Annotated in this window: 3 protein-coding genes and 1 pseudogene; 2 read left to right on the top strand and 2 right to left on the bottom strand. The window is 56.3% G+C overall.

The window, feature by feature from the left end; all coding sequences use genetic code 11:
* A partial coding sequence (locus TX76_RS17370; protein WP_154019149.1) for a carbohydrate ABC transporter permease occupies positions 1-561 on the top strand: 561 nt, incomplete at its 5' end.
* 233 nt (positions 562-794) lie between these two features.
* Positions 795-1,964 (top strand): ABC transporter ATP-binding protein, encoded by a 1,170-nt coding sequence (locus TX76_RS16880; protein ID WP_049904175.1) that lies wholly within the window; start codon positions 795-797, stop codon positions 1,962-1,964.
* 137 nt (positions 1,965-2,101) lie between these two features.
* On the opposite strand, the pseudogene TX76_RS17365 reads toward TX76_RS16880, so the two are convergent.
* Positions 2,102-2,726 (bottom strand): annotated as a pseudogene (locus tag TX76_RS17365) (IS6 family transposase).
* A 68-nt stretch (positions 2,727-2,794) separates the two neighbouring features.
* Positions 2,795-3,151, bottom strand: coding sequence for a FixH family protein (locus tag TX76_RS16870; RefSeq protein WP_049904171.1), 357 nt, complete (start codon positions 3,149-3,151; stop codon positions 2,795-2,797).
* Positions 3,152-3,193 lie beyond the last annotated feature (42 nt).

Here is a 3,193-nt window from a genome sequence, read left to right as displayed (position 1 = left end):
ATGGCGTTATTCGTAGCAGCTGCATTTCTGCCTAAACAAGCTATAATAGTCCCTCTTTCTCGCTTTTGGTCAATCGTTGATCTCCAGATGTTGTTGTCTAATATTGGACCATTTGACCTATTTGCACTTCCTTGGATTCAACCGTATTATGCAACGATACTTGAGTTGATTGTGACACACACTGCATATGGGATCAGCATCTGCACACTCCTGTTTAGGGGATACTATCTCACAATAGACAATCAATTGATTGAAGCAGCTCGGATAGACGGAGCAGGATTGGTATCAATATATAGAAAGATCATCTTGCCTTTGTCCTACCCCATGTTCGCTGTAGTATGTATATTTCAATTCACTCAGATTTGGAACGAGTTTTTGTATGGATTAGTTCTCACCGGTGGTGGTAACGCAGCACCAGCAACTGTAGCATTGAACAACCTCAATAGTGGATTCGCACAGTTGTATAATCGTCAAATGGCGGGAGCTTTTGTAGTAGCACTCCCTACACTGCTTGTGTACCTTCTATTCGGTGATCAATTTGTCAAAGGAGTACAATACTAGCACAATGACTGGATTGACACATAACAACGCCGAGCACGTTCAGGACTCACCGGCAGACCATGCTGCCGCTGTCGACCCTGATGTTCGCGGTGACGCTATTGTATCAATTTCCCCGAATTTAGAACGTGTTGCTGCTCGCGCTGATTTTGATTGGTGGCACGGGGGACGGAACATGACGCGATCACGACCCACGACATCCATGACACACGACACCGACTGGAGGCTGGCGACGGATGGCTGAGCTCACGCTTGATCACGTGACGAAACGCTTCGCGGACGGTGGCGGCGAGATCGTCGCGGTCGACGACGTCTCGGCCGACATCGACGACGGCGAGTTCATCGTTCTCGTCGGGCCGTCGGGCTGTGGCAAGTCGACCACGCTCCGGATGATCGCGGGGCTCGAAAGCGTCACCGAGGGAACGATCACTCTCGACGGGCAGGCGATCAACGACCGCCAGCCCGCCAATCGGGACATCGCGATGGTGTTCCAGAGCTACGCGCTCTACCCCCACATGACCGTGCGCGAGAACATGAGCTTCGGGCTCGAAGAGAGCACGGAGATGCCCGACGACGAGATCGGAGAGCGCGTCGAGTCCTCCGCCGAGATGATGGGGATCGGTCGCCTGCTCGACCGCAAGCCAGGCGAACTCTCGGGCGGCCAGCAACAGCGCGTCGCGCTCGGCCGCGCGATCGTCCGCGATCCCGCCGTCTTCCTGATGGACGAGCCGCTCAGCAATCTCGATGCGAAGCTGCGCTCCCAGATGCGGACCGAACTCCAGCGCATTCAGGAGGATCTCGGGGTCACCACCGTCTACGTCACTCACGACCAGACCGAGGCGATGACGATGGGCGACCGAATCGCGATCCTCGACGACGGCCGGCTCCAGCAGGTCGCCACGCCCCTGGAGGCCTACCACGAACCCGCGAACCAGTTCGTCGCGGGGTTCATCGGTGAGCCCTCGATGAACTTCTTCGAGACCACCGTCGAGAACGAACGACTCGTCGGCGACGGGTTCGAGTACCCGCTTTCCGAGGAGACTCAGGAGTCGATCGGCGACGCATCCCGCGTGACGCTCGGCGTGCGGCCGGAAGACATCGAGCTCGTCGACACAGCCGAAAGCGACCACGACTTCCGGACCGTGGTGGACGTGGTCGAACCGGTCGGCAGCGGCAACAACGTCTACCTCGCGTTCGAGGACAACGCGGACGAGACATCCGAACTCGACATGGACGAGTCCCGCACGTTCGTGGCGACCATCGGCGGGCTCCGGCGTGTCGAGGCGGGCCAGCCCGCGATTGCACGGCTCCCCGAGGACGCGATCCATCTTTTCGACGCCAAGACCGGCGACGCGCTCCGCAACCGGAAGCTCGACGACGCGGAAACGATTGAACCACAAATATGAAATTATATGTTGATTTTGTAGTGTCTAATCAAAGTATGAGCAGTTCCTGGGTCGAGGTGGATGACTCTCCAAGAACTGCTCACAGAGACGGTTGAGACGCCTGCTATTGAGTGTTTGGGCCCACCGTCGGGTCGTGTTTAGTTAGTCGCATTGAGCCAGGTAGCGAACGCTTGGAGCCAGTTTTCAGCGGTTTCAGGGAAAACGTGGCTGAAGCAGTTCGGGAACGAGGACGTTCGGCGCTTCAGTTCGCGGAAAACGCGTTCGACGCTGTTCCGATTTCCATGTTGTTCGGGATGAAATCGGAGCCCAGCTCTCGAAAGCGCAGTTTGGAGATGCTGAGCGCCATCGACCAGAAACACAGCAGATTCGACGGAGTGTTTCTCACGTAGTTCGCTGAGGAATATCTGTGTTGCTGCGGTCGTCGTAGTCGGGGAGAGCCGAGCGTGGAGTAGTTGGTTCGCTTCGGGGTTACAGCCAGTATTGTTGGGAATTGATCCGAATCACCGTTTCGTCGAGCGCGATGTGATTCGGGCTTCGACCCTCAGTGGGCTGTAGATCAGCCTTCTGCACCCAGTCGTGAATCGCTTTTCGAGAGCGCTCGACACCCAGGTTTTCGAGCAACGAGACGGTATTCGACAGTGAGAGCTCCGCGAGATGCGATTGAATACCGAGCTTCATCGCTGGCTCGGGTGTCCGCTCTCGTTTCACAAATCCCGTGTCGATCCAACCACTACGACCGACGAGGCGGGCGATTTCTGCCATGGATCAGCAAGAGATCCACCCGCCTCACTTTTCACGCTTAACTAAACACCGCCCGACGGTGGTTGGCGTTACCGCGCTGTGAACGTGAGAGACTCGATCTGGTTGTCGTCCGGATCGTACACCGAGATGGTGTAGTCGCCCGGCAACTCTCTAGCAGTACGCACGTTGACGTGGTAACGGCCGTCTTCCTGTGACTTGTAGTTCACATCGTTTTCCTCACCGTTCGGCAGCGTCACCTCAACGGTCAGGTCGAGATGGGTGATTGGGTCCCCCTCGTTAGTGACAGTGAACCTGATTGGGACTGTCCGTCCGCTCTTTACATTACCAGGTATCGGCTCGAATTCGATCTCATAGGGATTGAACTTCGTTGTATCATAGTAGTTCTGGACGAACGACGCGGACTTTGCGTCTGTCCACTCGACCACTGAGTGCAGATCACCGTGCAAACTTGGGTGGGCGGCCGATCA

Origin of the sequence: Halococcus agarilyticus, assembly GCF_000334895.1 — an archaeon.
Taxonomy (GTDB): domain Archaea; phylum Halobacteriota; class Halobacteria; order Halobacteriales; family Halococcaceae; genus Halococcus; species Halococcus agarilyticus.
This window is presented reverse-complemented; position numbering and strand designations above follow the sequence as displayed.

Coding starts and splice junctions, on each gene's coding strand:
- TX76_RS16880 (WP_049904175.1), top strand. CDS start 795: ATGGCTGAGCTCACGCTTGATCACGTGACGAAACGCTTCGCGGACGGT.